The organism is Bradyrhizobium sp. AUGA SZCCT0169 (assembly GCF_018130085.1).
Lineage (GTDB): Bacteria > Pseudomonadota > Alphaproteobacteria > Rhizobiales > Xanthobacteraceae > Bradyrhizobium.
The window spans coordinates 334,467-348,780 of record NZ_JAFCMC010000002.1 but is presented as its reverse complement, the minus strand read 5'-3'; the positions used below and the strand labels follow the sequence as shown (position 1 = coordinate 348,780).

Genomic DNA, 14,314 nt, shown 5'->3' with positions numbered 1-14,314 from the left:
AGACAGGCTCCATTTCTGTAACGATCAACACAGAATGGATAACGCATGTCACGTCTTGAAGGAAAGCGCGCGCTTGTCACAGGCGGCAGTCGCGGAATTGGCGCTGCGATCGCCCTGCGCCTGGCCGATGAAGGGGCGGATGTCGCCCTCACCTACGAGAAGTCCCGCGATCGCGCCGAGGCCGTGGTCGCCAAGATCGAGGCGCGCGGCCGAAAGGGCCTCGCCATCGCCGCGGACAGCGCCGATCCGGTGGCGGCGAAGTCCGCCGTCGACGGCGCCGCCGCCGAACTGGGCGGGCTCGACATCCTGGTCAACAGCGCGGGCATCGTCCGAGGATATGGCCCGATCGAGACCTGGACGCTCGAGGATATCGACCGCACCTTGGCGGTGAATGTCCGCGGGGTCATCCTCGCCACCCAGGCGGCCGCGGCCCATCTGTCCAAGGGCGGCCGTGTCATCACCATCGGCAGCAATCTCGCGGAGCGGGTGCCTCAGCCGGGCATCACCCTTTATGCGGCGTCGAAGTCGGCCCTGCTCAGCTTCACCCGTGGCCTCGCCCACGATTTGGGCCCGCGCGGCATTACCGTGAACCTGGTTCATCCCGGCTCGACCGATACCGACATGAATCCTGCGACGGGCGAAGGCGCTGATTTCCAGCGAGGCCGGATGCCCATCCCGGAATACGGCAAGCCGCAGGACATCGCTGGTATTGTCGCGTGGCTCGCCAGCGAGGAAGGCCGGTTCGCCAACGGCGCCGGGTTTACCGTCGACGGCGGAGCCAACGCGTGAGCCGGGCGGCGAGCGATCACAAGGCGCTCCGCCGCACCGTTCCCTTGCTGGCGTTGGTCACCGCGATTGTCGTGGCCATCGAGTTCGTCGTGGTCGGTCTTCTGCCGTCGATGGCTCGTGATCTCAGGATCAGTCTGGCCGCCGCGGGCGGACTGGTGTCGGCCTTCGCGCTTTCGGCTGCGCTGCTGGGACCGCTGCTCACCCTGGCCGCCACGCGTCTTCAGCCGCGTCGCAGTCTGGCCGCGGTCGCGACGATTTTCGGGGTTGGCAATCTCTTGGCCGCCGCGGTTCCGAGTCACGGGCTCCTGCTGGCAGTCCGGATTGTCGAAGGAGCAATCCTGCCGGTTTTCGTGAGCGTCGGCGCCGGCGTGATCGCAATCCTCGCCAGCCCGGAGCGCCAAGGTCGCGCCATCGCACAGGTGAACATCGGCACTATCGCCGGCCTCGTCTTCGCGGTTCCGGCCGGGGTGGCGCTGGGGACATCGGCGGATTGGCGAACTGTTTTCGCAGGCCTGGGTGTCCTGGCGCTGGCCGGCGCCGTCGCCCTGGCGATCGGCCTTCCGACCGTCTCCACCTCATGCCGGCCCAACGTCGGAAAGCAGGCGACGATCCTGCGATCGCCGCTCGTCCTCGGTCACCTCGTTCTCTCCGCGACGGTGTTCGCTGCCATGTTCGCATCCTATGCCTATCTGGCTGCGATCCTGGAGATTGAAGCCGGCTACCGCGGCGTGCAGGTTGCGATGCTGTTGATGGGATTCAGCGCCATAGGTCTGATCGGCAATGCCATCGGCGGCCGCGTGGCGGACAGGCGACCGATCGAGGGCACGGTGGCGGCGCTCCTGGTCGTGACCTTCGCCGTGTGCGCCATTTCGGTGACTGGCGGCCACAGCTGGTTGTTCCTTCCGCTGCTGGCGCTCTGGGGCGCGGGCCACGCCGCCGGCTTCGTCCTCTGCCAGGTCCGCGTGATGTCGGCCGCCGACGAGGCCCCGGCCTTTGCGATGTCGCTCAACATCGCGGCCTGCAATCTTGGGATCGCTGTCGGCGCCGTGACCGGGGGTGCCCTGATCGAGGTTTCTGGCCTGAGAATGTTGGGAGTCGGCACCGCAGTTTTCGCGGCCTTGGCCGTTAGCTCGGCGGTGATCATCCAACGGATCGACCAGTTGCGGCGCGCGGCATCTAAGGTGCAAGCCGGCAGCTAAGTTTCGTCAGCCAGGCGCGGAAAGATCGTCAGCGAAACTCGTCATGCCCGGCCTCAGCGGTCTGCCTTGCGCAGACCGCGTAAACTTGTCTGCGCTGCCGGGCATCCACGTTTTCGCTTCACGCGATCAAGAAAAACGTGGATGGCCGGCATAGGCGAGCGGAAGCGACGCCGTCCTTCAGACGGCTATGCCCGGCCATGACGAAAAGTGGGTCACGCCCTTAAAAGATCGGCGTCGGGTACGGCTGGCCGATCCAGGGATTCCAGGTGACCGTTCCCGGGGGATAGCCGCCGAACGGGGGCTGCGTCGTGCAGCCGATGATGACGACCTTGTCGCCGAAAATGCCGCCGCCGATGCGGCCGCCGCTGACGGCTTCGAGTTGCGTGAGGCTGAGGGTTTCGCAGTCAGCGCCCGTGTTCTGATTCAGGGAATTGCTCATGATCATCCTATCCGTTCGCTAGAGTGGTTGATGTTCCGGGCATAAGCGGCCCGTGATCGCAACTTGCTCCAGCGCTCCCGGACGTGCCGTGATTTTGATCACCCAGAAATTGGCAACGCCCGCGCCCCAATCGTCGCAGCGAAAGGATGTCCGAATGTTCCGCTCTGCGGAAACAACAGCGCGCTTTTGCATGCTGGCGATGCCCTGACCCGCGCCCGCCGCCGGTAGACTTTTACACCTGCTGACGGCATCCTGCCGCTCGAAATCCAACAAAACCGCGCGTGGCTCCGCCCGCGCCCGGAAAACAAAGGGCAGGACATGATCAAGACGCGGTTCACCGAAATGTTTGGCGTCGAGCACCCGATCGTCCAGGGCGGGATGCAATGGGTCGGACGGGCCGAACTCGTCGCGGCCGTCGCCAATGCCGGCGCACTCGGCCTGATCACCGCGCTGACGCAGCCCACCCCGGAAGACCTGACCAAAGAAATCGCGCGCTGCCGCGACCTCACTGACAAGCCGTTCGGCGTCAACCTCACCATCCTGCCCGCGATCAAGCCGCCGCCTTACGCGGAATACCGCCAGGCCATCATCGAGGCCGGCATCAAGATCGTGGAAACCGCCGGCAACAAGCCGCAGGAGCACGTCACCGAATTCAAGAAGCATGGCATCAAGATCGTCCATAAATGCACCAGCGTCCGCCACGGGCTGTCGGCGGAGCGGATGGGCGTCGACGCGCTTTCGATCGACGGCTTCGAATGCGCCGGCCATCCCGGCGAGGACGATACCCCGGGCCTCATCCTGATTCCGGCGGCCGCCGACAAGATTAAGATTCCGATGATCGCCTCCGGCGGCTTCGGCGACGGCCGCGGCCTGGTCGCAGCGCTCGCGCTCGGCGCCGAGGGCATCAACATGGGCACGCGCTTCATGTGCACCAAGGAAAGCCCGATCCACCAGCTGGTGAAGGAGCGCATCGTCGCCAATGACGAGCGCGAGACCGAGCTGATCTTCCGCACCATGCGCAACACCTCGCGCGTCGCCAAGAACGTGATCTCGACCAAGGTGGTGCAGATGGAAAGGGAAGGCGCAAAATTCGAGGACGTGCGCGAACTCGTCGCCGGCGCGCGCGGCAAGATGGTCTACGCCAGCGGCGATGCCGATGAGGGCATCTGGTCGGCCGGCCAGGTCCAGGGCCTGATCCACGATATCCCGACCTGCGCCGAACTGGTGTCGCGCATCATGCGCGATGCGGAAGCCATCATCCGCAGCCGCCTCGAAGGCATGATGTCGGGCGCGTCGCGTCAGGCCGCGGAATAGCGCGGCTGCTCGCGGCGAACTCGGTCACCTCTCCCGCTTGCGGGGGACCAAGGACGGCGGCCATAGGCCGCCTACGCCTCCCCCGCAAGCGCGGGAGAGGGAGAAGAAAGAAGAGCCCATGAAAGCCTATGTCTACGGCGCCAACGGCGCTGAAATCACCGACGTCGCAAAACCCTCGCCGAAGGGCACGCAGGTGCTGGTCAAGGTCAGCGCCTGCGGCCTCAACCGCGCCGATCTCGGCATGACCAAGGGCCATGTGCATGGCGCGGCCGGCGGCGTCGGCACGGTGCTGGGCATGGAATGGGCCGGCGAAGTCGCCGAGCTCGGGCCTGACGCGAAAGGCGTCAAGGTGGGCGACAAGATCATGGGCTCGGGCGGCGCGGCGTTCGCCGAATACACGCTGGCCGATCACCGCCGGCTGTTCCGCGCGCCCTCCAACATGAATTTCGAGGAGGCCGCTACGCTTCCCGTCGCGCTCGCCACCATGCACAACGCTGTCGTGACGTCAGGCGCGCTGCAGGCGGGTCAGACCGTGCTGATCCAGGGCGCCTCCTCCGGCGTCGGGCTGATGGCGATGCAGATCGCAAAATACAAGGGCGCCAAACTCGTGATCGGCTCCTCCACGGATGCGATGCGCCGCGGCCGGTTGAAGGAATTCGGCGCCGACCTCGCGGTGGATTCCTCAGATCCTGGCTGGGTCGATGAAGTGCTCAAAGCGACCGGCGGCGAAGGCGTCGACCTGATCGTCGATCAGGTCTCGGGCTCGGTCGCGAACCAGAATCTCAAGGCCACCAAGGTCAAGGGCCGCATCGTCAATGTCGGCCGGCTCGGCGGCACCCATGCCGATTTCAATTTTGACCTCCACGCCGCGCGCCGCATCAACTATATCGGGGTCACCTTCCGCACCCGCACCATCGAGGAAGTTCGCGAGATCTTTGACGAGGTCCGCAAAGACATCTGGCCGGCGGTGGAATCGCGAAAACTGCAGCTGCCGATCGACAAGGTTTTTCCATTCGCCGAGATCGGCGCGGCGTTCGCGCACATGGAAGCCAACAAGCACCTTGGGAAGATCGTGGTGACGCTGTAGTCTCGTGTCCCGGACGCAGTGCAGCACGCAGTGCTGCTCCGCAGAGCCGGGACCCACGCACCAATGGACCCCGGCTCTGCAGCGCATCACCATAGCGCGTCGAAGACGCGTGTAAACGCGCTGGTGGTGCTGCGCAGCGTCCGGGGAACGCAGGCAATCACCCCTCAGGATGAGGGTGGCTTGCTAGACTAAAGCGCCCGAATCAAATCGCCGGAGTGGCGATCCTTTCCTTCAGTTCGGTGCAGGTCTTGCGGACCTCCGCCGTCATCAGCGAACAGTCCTCGATCTGAACGAAGATGCGCTTGGCCTCCTCGCGGTAGCGGGCTGCGGTTTCCCTCATCTCCTGGGTCACGGCGAGCGCATCGCGGGTCATCGCCTCGCATTGCTTGACGCGCTCGATCAGTTCCGCGCCCATCGCCTCGATGTCTTTCGCGGCAGCTTCGTATTCGCGGACAATGGCTTCCGCCGTCAGCTTGCCGATTTCCGTGGCTCCCTCGCGGTGCTCGACATAATGAGGCATCGACGCGTTGTCCGCCATCGACACGGTCGGCTCATGCACCCTTGGCGGCGTGAAAGTGACAGGCCGCCGCTCGTGGACCGGCGGACTTCTTCGAAACTCCGCTTCGATTTCGCCCTCCAGGTCAATGACGCTGGAGACCCTCTCAACTATAGACTGTACCATCACTACTACTCCCTTTGTCCAAAAGTGAGTCTTCGTAATCGAGTTTAATCAGACTCCACCTCTTTGGGCGCTGTGCGCCCGCGCTCTTGCTTGAGGGCGAAGAGATTATCGCCAAAATTCAGGCAGTTCTACTGCAACGGATGTCTTTTGTTCACTAAACGTTCCTACTCCTGAATTGCCACTACGTTGCTCAACTTGGGTTTCGGCGGGACTGGATTTGCAGAAGCGCCTGCGCTCGCCGCGGATGCCTTGCACGCAGGGCGTGACCTCGGCGGCACGCGCTTCCCGGTTGCCGGACACCGCCGACCGGCGGCAAAACCGCGCCCGACGCTGCCGCAGGGAACCACACCACGGGCAAGACATTGACCTTCCATGAAAATGGCCAAGGCAATCCGGCAGCAGGCAGCCACCGCGGAGCGCGTCGCAGCGTACGCCGTTGACGCCTATGTCGCCGACCAGATGAAATCGCTGGCGCACGCCTTTCGAGCCCAGGCCGAGATCATCAAGAGGAAGCAGAAGAAAAAGAAGAAGAAATGAGCTTTTCCATCAAGGCCAAGTGCCAGCACGGCGGACTGATCCATCACAGGAAGACCGCAGAAGCTGCGCTCAAGAAAGCGCGGGAAATGTCGCGTGCCGGCTGTTATGACATCTGCATCACCACGCCCGAAGGACGCGATTACCACTCGTCCGAGTTCGCGGACCTGCCTCGCACGCCCAAAGAGCGAGCCGTTCGGAAATCGCATCCCACTCACAGGCCGGATACGCCGTGATGTGCCCGGGCCTGATTGACTCCGATCCTCAGGCTTGCGCGCGGCGATAAGGAACCAATTGCCGGCGGATCGATTGGCTGAGAATGATCCGGAGTTCAAGACATGACCGATGACGCCCCCACCCAGCCGTTCATTTACGAAGGCCTGGATCCGATCCCTGATCCCAAATCCACAATCGAGGAGGTCTCTGACGCCGTCAAAGGCGCGGCCAGCCGGGTCGGCGACGCGATCGAGTCCGGCCGAAAACCCGGCATGCCGCTAAGCATCCTTAGCAACATTGCACGTGAAGCTCCGCTCGGATCTCTCCTGGTCGCCTTCTTGCTCGGCGTCGCGGTAGCCCGGCGACGGTGAGGAGAAGGCCATGGCCGACAAATCGACCTTTACCGCCGACGAATGGAAAACGCTTTTAGAGAGCGTGATGGCGCCCGGCCTTGCCGTAACGGCCGCCGAGCCAAGCGGGCTTTGGGGCCTGCTCCAGGAGAGTTTCGCAAGCGGAAAAATGCTGGCGAAGACGAAGATGGACACGGGCTCCAACCCGCTGATCAAGGCCGTGGTCGATGATTTCGCCACAAGCGAGGGGCGAGCCGTGGCGCGCGACGGCTTAAAGGAAAGCCTCAGCGGCAAAAAGCCCTCCGAGGTCAAGACCGCCTGCATCGAAATCCTGCAAAAAGTCGACGGCGTCCTGAGCGCCAAGGCGCCCGGCGACGCGGCTGCGTTCAAGAACTGGTTGCGCGAGATCAGCCAAAATGTCGCCGAGGCATCCACCGAGGGTGGATTTCTCGGTATTGGCGGTGTCGTGGTCAGCGATACCGAGAAGGCGACGCTTGCCGAAATCTCCAGCGCGCTCAAACTGGCGAGCTAGGCATCTCAATTGACCCGCTTTACCAACGGGCATTCGCTATTCGCCGGGTCGGAGTAGACCTCGCCACTCGGAATCTTTTCAAGCACGTTGTAGTATTCCCAGGGCGCCCTGACCTCCGACGGATCCTTCACCTGGACCAGATAGAAGTCGTGCACGAGCTTGCCGTCCTCGCGCACCTTCGCTCCCCTTGCGTAGAAGTCGTCAACCGGCATTGAACGCATTTTCTCCAGCACCGGATCCGTTGCATCGCCGCCAACCGCCGCGACGGCTTTCAGATAATGACTAACGCCTGAGTAAACCGCCGCTTGCGGTGCCGTGGGCATTGTGCCGCGCAGCTTGAAGAAGCGTTGGCCGAAGGCTCTGGTCTCGTCGTTGAGCGCCCAATACCACGCCGTGAGGGTCGTCAGGCCTTTTGCGATCTTCGGGCCCATCGCATGAACGTCGGTGAGGAACATCAGCTCGGCCACGGGCTTTTGCTTGCCGGTGTTCATGCCGAACTCGTTCCATTGTTTCATCAACGTCACCAGCTGCTCACCGGCATTGGCGAAGGCGATGGCCTTGGCTCCGGATGCCTGGGCCTGCAGGATGAAGGAGCCGTAATCCGCGGTGCCGATCGGGTGATACACGGCGCCGAGCGACTTGCCGCCTGTTGCCGCGAGCACGCGCTGCGACTCCATCACCATGTTCTTGCCGAACGCGTAGTCGGCCGCAATGAAGAACCACGTATCGTAGCCTTGGGCGACCAGCGTACGGATCGGCCCCGACACCAGATTGTAGGAATCGTGCAGCCAGGCCAGGCCGTTTCGCGAACATTGCTTGCCGTTGAGTTCGGTGGTCGCCACGGCCGAATAGACCGCAATCTTGTTCTTGTCGCGGGCCAGTGACTGGATGGCGAGGCCAACGGCCGAGTTGGACACGTCGGCGACCATGTCGACGCCATCGACGTCGAACCATTTCCGGACGATGCCGACGCCGATATCAGGCTTGTTCTGGTGGTCGGCGGCTATGATCTCAACCTTGATCGACGGCACCAATTTCCCAAAATCTTCCGCCGCCATTTTGGCGGCAGCGATCGAACCTGGTCCGCTCAAGTCAGACAAGGGCCCGGTCTGGTCATTGATGATACCGATCCGGACGACGCCACCGGAGAGTTCGGCCGCGCGAGCGAGGGCCACGGATCCGATCATTGCCCCGCAGAGCAAAGCAGCAGCGGCCTTGAACATCATTCTTCCCGGGTTCACGCGGCCGTTGCAAATCATGCGAGTATCTTTCCCAAAAATGGCGCCAAGTTTCCGGCCGTCTAACCGCTCATGCAGCCGTCATTGCTTTCGATTTGAGCTTCAAGGCAGCCTTCTGGACCGCCGCCGCGCGCTTGCGAAGCCAGGGTTCGGCCTCAAGGCGCATTTGGGAAAGCATCTCGGGCGGCGCATTCTGCACGGTGATATCGAACGGCGGCTGCGGTTGGTATTCCAGCATGAGCTGGAGTTTCTTCGCGACTTCTTCGCCGCAGAGCTCCGATGCTACCTGGAAGCCGAAATCAATTCCGGCGGTTACACCACCGCCGGAAATCCGGTTACGGTCGATCACGACGCGTTCGTCGACCGCGATGGCGCCAAAGGCGGCAAGCTGCTCACTCATCAGCCAATGGCAGGCCGACTTGTATCCGTCGAGCAGGCCGGCGGCGCCGAGGATCAGGCAGCCCGCGCAAACCGACGTGACGTAGCGCGCCGATCCACCCTTGTCGCGAACGAACGCAATGACCTCATCATCGCCCAGAAAATCAACCAGCCCCGGGCCGCCACCGATGCAGAACACATCCAGATCCGGACAGTCGGCAAAAGTCGTGGTCGGCAGCAGCGGCAGGCCGACGTCGCTGATCACAGGCTCGATGCGTTTCCAGAGCAGATGCATGCGAACGTTCGGAAGGCGGGCAAAGACTTCGAAAGGTCCGGTGACATCCAGCTGGGTCATCCCGGGAAAGAAAAGAAGTCCGATCTCGATCGGCTTGCCAGACATCGTGCACCCCTCTGTTGAACAAGAGGATGTTGACAGGCGAGGCCGTTTGCCGAAATGTCATAATACACGCATTTCCTGCCAAACTCACGAAGAGATTGCCTGACAAGGCCCGCTCATGGCTTCGACCGCCCGCCGTCTGGTCTTCGTCCTGTTCGAGGATTGCCTGCTGCTCGACTTTGCCGGGCCGCTGCAAGCCTTTGAGCTTGCCTGCGAAACATCCGAAGCCGGCCGCACGCCCTATGTCTGGCAGATCTGCTCGTTAAAGGGTGGTCCGGTCAAAACCTCGTCCGGCCTGGAGGTGATGACATCCGCCCTCTCCGACTGCGACCGCACTGATATCGACACCCTCATCGTCGGTGGCGGCCCCGGCGTCCATCGTGCCGCGGCGAATGCCGCACTGGTCGACTGGTTTCGCACCGCAGCGCCGAACGCGAGGCGTGTCTGCTCCGTCTGTACCGGTACCTTTGTTCTGGCTGCGGCCGGCCTGCTTCACGGGCGGCGCGCGGTCACCCATTGGGGCTCCTGCGACATGCTCAAAGCCCAGTACCCCGACGTTTCGGTGTTGGTCGATCCGGTCTTTGTTCACGACCGCGGAGTTTGGACATCCGCGGGTGTGACGGCAGGCATCGATCTGGCGCTCACCTTGCTGGAGGATGATCTCGGCCACCGCGAAGCCATGCGTATCGCACGCCGCCTGGTCGTGTTCCTGAAGCGGCCCGGCGGGCAGGCGCAGTTCAGCGTGCCGCTGTCACTGCAATCGTCCGAGGACACGGCGTTCGAAAACATCTCGACCTGGATGCAGGACAATCTCCGGCGCGATTTGCGCGTCGAGAGTCTGGCCGAACGCGTCGGCATGAGTCCCCGCACCTTCGCACGCGTGTTTCGGCAAAAGACCGGCCGCACACCCGGCAAGGCCGTGGAAGAGCTTCGCGTCGAGGCGGCCCGCAGGGCACTGGAAGAATCCGCAGCCCCCATCAAGGAAATCGCCGCGCGCGCCGGATTTCAAAGCGAAGAGCATTTGCGGCGGGCGTTTCGGCGGAGGCTGAACGTGTTGCCGCAGGATTATCGGGTGCGGTTTTATCAGGGGGAGAGGCAGTGAGTGCGCGGATGGCGAATTAGCTTGGCGTGATCCGCGTTCTTGCTTGAAAATGCACCGGCGGATTTCGCCTTCGGATAATCCGCCCTCCACGCTCACCTGTGTGCTCGGCGGCCCCGAGCGCAAAACCCTATTTTGCCTGAGCGCCGCGACGTCGCACGAAGAATCACGGCGGAAGTCGTCGTCACGAATCGATGTGGTTGAGGTGGAGGTGCCGGGTGCGGGTAATCCCTGAGCGTCGACGGGACTTCCGCTCAAGCCATGTGGCGCAATAGCAACACGCCCTGGGAAACGCCCTTCATGACGCCCGTTGGTCGCTCCAGTTGTCCGAATCCATTCGTCGGATGCGCCGCGTCTGCTTAAGGTCGGGATACCGTAAGCTTATCACAGCTTCCGACAAGGGCGGCCATGTCGGAAATCGTTGAAACGCGTGTTACGCTTTGTGCCGATGCCGACCGGCCGCATTGGGCACGGCGCTTCAGGGCGCGCGCGACACGACCGGGCTTTGGACGCGTCAGCATCGTCGGGCTGCTGCTGGCCCTCTTGCTTACCGTCTTCGGCTCGCAGGCCGCACTGGCGCAGGTCGCCGATCTTGCCATGACGAAGACGGTGTCCGATCCGACCCCGAACGTCGGGGATGTGGTGAGCTTCACGGTCACCCTGAGCAATGCGGGACCGGACGCTGCCACCAACGTCAGTGTGCAGGATCTGCTTCCCGCCGGCCTGACCTTCGTGAGCGCCGCTCCGAGCCAGGGAACCTATGCATCGGGTAGCGGTATCTGGGACGTGGGTTCGGTCGCGGCCGGCGCGCCGGCAACACTGCAATTGGTGGCCACCGTTGCCGGCGCCGCTGCGCAAACCAACACGGCGTCGATCGCAGCCTCCGATCAGTCCGACCCCAACGGCGGGAATAATTCCGCGTCCGCGACGGTCACACCGCAGACCGCCGATCTGTCGCTCACCCACACGGTGTCCAATCCGAGCCCGATCGTCGGGGATGTGGTGACGTTCACGGTCACCCTGGGCAATGCGGGACCGAATGTTGCCACCAACGTCAGTGTGCAGGACCTGCTTCCGGCCGGCCTGACCTTCGTGAGTGCCACTCCGAGCCAAGGAACCTACAGCGACCTTACAGGTATCTGGACAGTGGGAACGGTCACGCCCGGCGCACCACAAACACTGGCGTTGCAGGCCACCGTCACCACCACCAATCCGACCACGAACACGGCGACGATCTCGCAAAGCGATCAGTTCGATCCCGCGACCGGCAACAATGCCGCGGGCGCAACGGTCACGGCGCACAACGTCAACGCCGACCTGTCGGTCACCAAGTCCGCCCCGGCGACCATCCAGCCGGGGCAGAACATCACCTACACGATCACGGTGAGCAATGCCGGGCCCGAGCCGGCCGCCACCGTTACGGTGAACGACACACTGCCCGCGGGCCTAACCTTCGTGAGCGCCACGCCGAGCCAGGGCACCTTCGCCGCCGGTGTGTGGACGGTGGGAACGGTCGTCACCGGCACTCCGCAAACGCTATCGCTCACGGCGACGGTCAACGGGGCGCTGGCTGTCGGCACCGTCCTGACCAACGTCGCCACCGTGGCGAGCGCCACGCCCGATCTGAACGCCGGCAACAACAGCGCGAGCGTGTCGACGACGGTGACCACCTCCGCAGCGACGACGACGGCATTGACGTCTTCGCTCAATCCGGTCGCGTTCGCTCAAGCCGTGACGTTCACTGCCACGGTTTCGGCAGGCGGCGCGACAGGCAATGTCACGTTCAGGGATGGCGCGACGGTGCTGGCCACCGTGGCGCTCGGCGGAGCGGCGACGGCAACCTTCACCACCTCGTCGCTAGCCGTCGGCGTGCATGCGATCACCGCGACCTATAATGGCGATGTGAATTTCCTCGCCAGCACATCGCCCGTGCTGACGCAGACGGTCGGCACGGCGGCCACGGCGGCGGCGCTGGTGTCCTCGCTCAACCCGAGCGAATTCGGCAAACCGGTGACGTTCACCGCCACGGTCACCAGCAGCGCGGGAACGCCGGCCGGCACGGTGATTTTCAGCGACGGTGGCGTCGCGATCGGCACCGCCACGCTGGCGGCCGGCATTGCGTCCCTGACGACCTCGACGCTCACGGTCGGTTCGCACACCATCACGGCGAGTTATGGCGGGGCCGCGACTTTCGGTCCCGCGACGTCACCGGCACTGAGCCAGACCGTCAGCACGCCCGCGGACAGCGTGAAGCTGCGCGCGTTGCAGGTTTTGGTGACGCCGATCGTGGCCCAGGTTTCCGGGCAGGCGATCTCCGGCGCCATCGACAGCGCGATCGGCGAGGCCTTTAGCGGCGGCGGCGCCTTCATCTCACCGAGCGCCAGCGGTGTGCGTTTCAATTTCGCCGCCGATCCCGACGCGCAGCCGGCGAATGGATCCATCCGTTCCACCGATCCCTTTACCGGCGCCGGCGGGACATTGGCCAACAATGGACGAAGCTCCCAGCCGGGCCAGCCTGCGCGCATCGAGGACGCGTTCAATGCGATCGGCTATGCGCCGTCCACCAAGGCGCCGCCGCTCCGTGTCGCCGAGCCGAAGGAATGGCTGGGCTGGGCCGAAGTGCGCGGCGCGACGCTCGATCGCTGGGGCAGTTCGTCAGCCGTGCCCGGCGCCACCGTCGTCTACGGCAACCAGATCAACCTGCTGGCAGGTCTGACCCGCAGGTTCACACCCAACTTCGTCGCCGGCGTACTCGGCGGCTACGAGACCTTCGACTATCGTTCCGATGCGCTCTCGGGCCGGCTGAAGGGCGACGGCTGGACCGTGGGCTCCTATCTCGGCTGGAAGATAACGCAAGGCATCCGCTTCGACGCCGGCGTCGCCTATTCGGGAATCGGCTTCGACGGCACGGCGGGCACCGCCGCCGGATCCTTCACCGGCCAGCGCTGGCTGGTCACGAGCGGGCTCACCGGCACTTACAGCAGTTACGGTTTCCAGATCGAACCATCGGCGCGCGTCTACGCGTTGTGGGAACATGAAAACGCCTACACCGACACGCTCGGCACCCTGCAAGCCGCGCGCGACTTCTCGACCGGCCGCGCCAGCGCCGGCACCAAGCTGGCCTATCCGGTCGCGTGGTCGGGTGCGACGGTCCTGACGCCTTACGTCGGCCTCTACGGCGACTACTATTTCAAGAGTGACAGCGTCGCGCTGGTCGCGCCGGGCGCGCTGCCGTTTGTCGTGCTCGACGGCTGGTCGGCGCGCGCTGTTGGCGGCGTGACGGCGCGGTTCGACAACGGCGCGCAACTCGCCATCGGCGGCGAGCGCAGCGGCCTCGGTGGCAGTTTCGGGCTCTGGACCTATCGCGCGCGGGCATCCCTGCCCTTCGGTGCGCGCTAGAAAAGCGAGTAGCCCGCATGCGCGCATGCGCGCATGCGGAATCAGCGCGACACAATACCCGGATATCTCGCGTTGCTCATCCGGGTTACAGGCCACTCCAATACTGTTATGCGAAGCCTCGGCAGCCCCGCAGCAACAATTTTCCGTTTTCCAGAAATACCCCTTGACGCCACCCCCAAATCACCTGCACAGCTCATCCATCCCGTCCCAATGAGAGGGGCGCTCGCGATCGTCACGAACGTGGGACGGGGTGCGGTGGACGCGGCAGCGTCGTGCGCGACAGGTGACTGCAGGGTGAGATGAACCTCATGAGCGGCTCACGGCGCGCAAGACGAGCGATGCCAACGCCCGAATGGACCTGAAAGCGAAGACGGGCCGTGCCCGGCGAAGCCAAAGGCGAAGACGGGAATGCTGCGTACGGCAAAACCGTGTGGTCCTGGCACCCGTTGCTGGTGTCAAGTTTGCGAAAGGCAAGTCGAACCCGACCGGGTCTCGATGCGCCGTCAATTCGCAGACGACGGTGACAAAAACGAACTCGTCGCCGGGGAGAGCACGGCATAAGCCGTAAAGCCATTGCGCAGGGAATGTCGGATCGCCTCCGCTGCCCTGTATGCTCGTGTGCACTTTCCTTTGTGCTAACCGCACACGAGACCGCGGGTGC

At 63.9% G+C, this 14,314-nt stretch carries 15 protein-coding genes; 10 read left to right on the top strand and 5 right to left on the bottom strand.

Annotated features, from left to right (window positions below; translation table 11 throughout):
- Window positions 1–45 precede the first annotated feature (45 nt).
- Together JQ609_RS03580 and JQ609_RS03575 are read left to right on the top strand one after the other, a co-directional pair.
- The gene (locus JQ609_RS03580; RefSeq protein ID WP_212272024.1) at window positions 46–789 is read left to right on the top strand and encodes a 3-oxoacyl-ACP reductase family protein; all 744 of its coding nucleotides are present in this window, start codon (window positions 46–48) and stop codon (window positions 787–789) included.
- A complete protein-coding gene (locus tag JQ609_RS03575) occupies window positions 786–1,988 on the top strand; it encodes an MFS transporter (protein WP_212272023.1) in 1,203 nt (400 codons plus the stop codon). The genes JQ609_RS03580 and JQ609_RS03575 overlap by 4 nt, the downstream gene beginning before the upstream one ends.
- 220 nt (window positions 1,989–2,208) lie before the next feature.
- On the opposite strand, the gene JQ609_RS03570 is transcribed toward JQ609_RS03575, so the two are convergent.
- Both JQ609_RS03570 and JQ609_RS03565 read right to left on the bottom strand, forming a co-directional pair.
- Window positions 2,209–2,427 carry a hypothetical protein gene (locus JQ609_RS03570; RefSeq protein ID WP_212272022.1) on the bottom strand — a complete coding sequence of 73 codons (219 nt, stop codon included), beginning with the start codon at window positions 2,425–2,427 and terminating at the stop codon, window positions 2,209–2,211.
- Between the two features lie 18 nt (window positions 2,428–2,445).
- Window positions 2,446–2,787, bottom strand: a complete 342-nt coding sequence (locus tag JQ609_RS03565) for a hypothetical protein (RefSeq protein ID WP_212272021.1) — start codon at window positions 2,785–2,787, stop codon at window positions 2,446–2,448.
- Between JQ609_RS03565 and JQ609_RS03560 the strand changes: the two genes are divergently transcribed.
- Entirely contained in the window at window positions 2,746–3,741 is a 996-nt protein-coding gene (locus tag JQ609_RS03560; protein ID WP_212205552.1) for a nitronate monooxygenase family protein, read from the top strand. The genes JQ609_RS03565 and JQ609_RS03560 overlap by 42 nt on opposite strands.
- Before the next feature lie 118 nt (window positions 3,742–3,859).
- Entirely contained in the window at window positions 3,860–4,828 is a 969-nt protein-coding gene (locus tag JQ609_RS03555; RefSeq protein WP_212205550.1) for a zinc-binding dehydrogenase, read from the top strand.
- Window positions 4,829–5,030: 202 nt separating this feature from the next.
- Here the strand turns inward: JQ609_RS03555 and JQ609_RS03550 are convergent, their stop codons facing one another.
- Window positions 5,031–5,510 carry a hypothetical protein gene (locus JQ609_RS03550; protein ID WP_212205548.1) on the bottom strand — a complete coding sequence of 160 codons (480 nt, stop codon included), beginning with the start codon at window positions 5,508–5,510 and terminating at the stop codon, window positions 5,031–5,033.
- Between the two features lie 372 nt (window positions 5,511–5,882).
- Here JQ609_RS03550 and JQ609_RS03545 point away from each other — a divergent pair, with 372 nt between their 5' ends.
- The 4 genes from JQ609_RS03545 to JQ609_RS03530 all read left to right on the top strand — a co-directional run bounded on the left by JQ609_RS03545 (window position 5,883) and on the right by JQ609_RS03530 (window position 7,142).
- Window positions 5,883–6,047, top strand: a complete 165-nt coding sequence (locus tag JQ609_RS03545) for a hypothetical protein (protein ID WP_212272059.1) — start codon at window positions 5,883–5,885, stop codon at window positions 6,045–6,047.
- Window positions 6,044–6,280: a hypothetical protein gene (locus JQ609_RS03540; protein WP_212205546.1), complete on the top strand. Its 237-nt coding sequence runs from the start codon at window positions 6,044–6,046 to the stop codon at window positions 6,278–6,280. Before JQ609_RS03545 ends, JQ609_RS03540 begins: the two co-directional genes overlap by 4 nt.
- A 102-nt stretch (window positions 6,281–6,382) precedes the next feature.
- Window positions 6,383–6,631 (top strand): hypothetical protein, encoded by a 249-nt coding sequence (locus JQ609_RS03535; protein ID WP_212205544.1) that lies wholly within the window; start codon window positions 6,383–6,385, stop codon window positions 6,629–6,631.
- A gap of 10 nt (window positions 6,632–6,641) precedes the next feature.
- Window positions 6,642–7,142 carry a hypothetical protein gene (locus tag JQ609_RS03530; protein WP_212205542.1) on the top strand — a complete coding sequence of 167 codons (501 nt, stop codon included), beginning with the start codon at window positions 6,642–6,644 and terminating at the stop codon, window positions 7,140–7,142.
- 5 nt (window positions 7,143–7,147) lie between these two features.
- Here the strand turns inward: JQ609_RS03530 and JQ609_RS03525 are convergent, their stop codons facing one another.
- Both JQ609_RS03525 and JQ609_RS03520 read right to left on the bottom strand, forming a co-directional pair.
- Window positions 7,148–8,317 carry an ABC transporter substrate-binding protein gene (locus tag JQ609_RS03525; RefSeq protein ID WP_312014796.1) on the bottom strand — a complete coding sequence of 390 codons (1,170 nt, stop codon included), beginning with the start codon at window positions 8,315–8,317 and terminating at the stop codon, window positions 7,148–7,150.
- A gap of 133 nt (window positions 8,318–8,450) precedes the next feature.
- Window positions 8,451–9,158 (bottom strand): DJ-1/PfpI family protein, encoded by a 708-nt coding sequence (locus JQ609_RS03520; protein WP_212272019.1) that lies wholly within the window; start codon window positions 9,156–9,158, stop codon window positions 8,451–8,453.
- A gap of 115 nt (window positions 9,159–9,273) precedes the next feature.
- On the opposite strand from JQ609_RS03520, the gene JQ609_RS03515 reads away from it, so the two are divergent.
- Both JQ609_RS03515 and JQ609_RS03510 read left to right on the top strand, forming a co-directional pair.
- The gene (locus JQ609_RS03515; protein ID WP_212272018.1) at window positions 9,274–10,257 is read left to right on the top strand and encodes a GlxA family transcriptional regulator; all 984 of its coding nucleotides are present in this window, start codon (window positions 9,274–9,276) and stop codon (window positions 10,255–10,257) included.
- A 405-nt stretch (window positions 10,258–10,662) separates the two neighbouring features.
- Complete coding sequence (locus JQ609_RS03510) at window positions 10,663–13,653, top strand: Ig-like domain repeat protein (protein WP_212272017.1); 2,991 nt, start codon at window positions 10,663–10,665, stop codon at window positions 13,651–13,653.
- The last annotated feature ends 661 nt before the right edge of the window (window positions 13,654–14,314 follow it).